This is a genomic window from Prevotella sp. OH937_COT-195 (assembly GCF_003932845.1).
Taxonomy (GTDB): Bacteria; Bacteroidota; Bacteroidia; order Bacteroidales; family Bacteroidaceae; genus Prevotella.
In genome coordinates this window covers 1-420 of the sequence record NZ_RQZH01000160.1, presented here as the reverse complement: position 1 = coordinate 420, position 420 = coordinate 1, and the positions used below count along the sequence as shown (strand labels likewise).

Below are 420 nucleotides of genomic sequence, written 5' to 3'. Positions count from 1 at the left end.
GCCTTATATTTATTTAATAATAGCCATAAGTACTGAAGTTATTGGAAGTGCATTTCTTAAATCTTCAGAAGGCTTTTCAAAATTTATACCATCCTTAGGAACAATAATTTCATTTGGAATTTGTTTCTATTTTTTAAGTAAAACAATGCAACACCTACCACTAAATATAACTTATGCAACTTGGGCGGGACTAGGTTTAGTCTTAACAACCGTAGTCTCAATAATTATTTTCAAAGAACAAATAAATCTAATAACTATAGTATCTATAGTTTTAATCATAGTCGGCGTAGTTTCGTTAAACATTTTCGGAACATCGCATTAATTGCTTTATTCCAATTGCTTTATTGACGTTGAGCCTCGGAACCCTTAACAATCCCAAAACTTGTCGAATGGTCGGCTTAATAGCTCACGCTATGCCGA

1 protein-coding gene is annotated in these 420 nt (G+C 32.6%); it reads left to right on the top strand.

What is annotated here, in order from left to right:
* On the top strand, positions 1-322 hold a 322-nt coding region (qacC, locus tag EII32_RS11725; protein ID WP_125235484.1), incomplete at its 5' end, for a quaternary ammonium compound efflux SMR transporter QacC.
* Positions 323-420 lie beyond the last annotated feature (98 nt).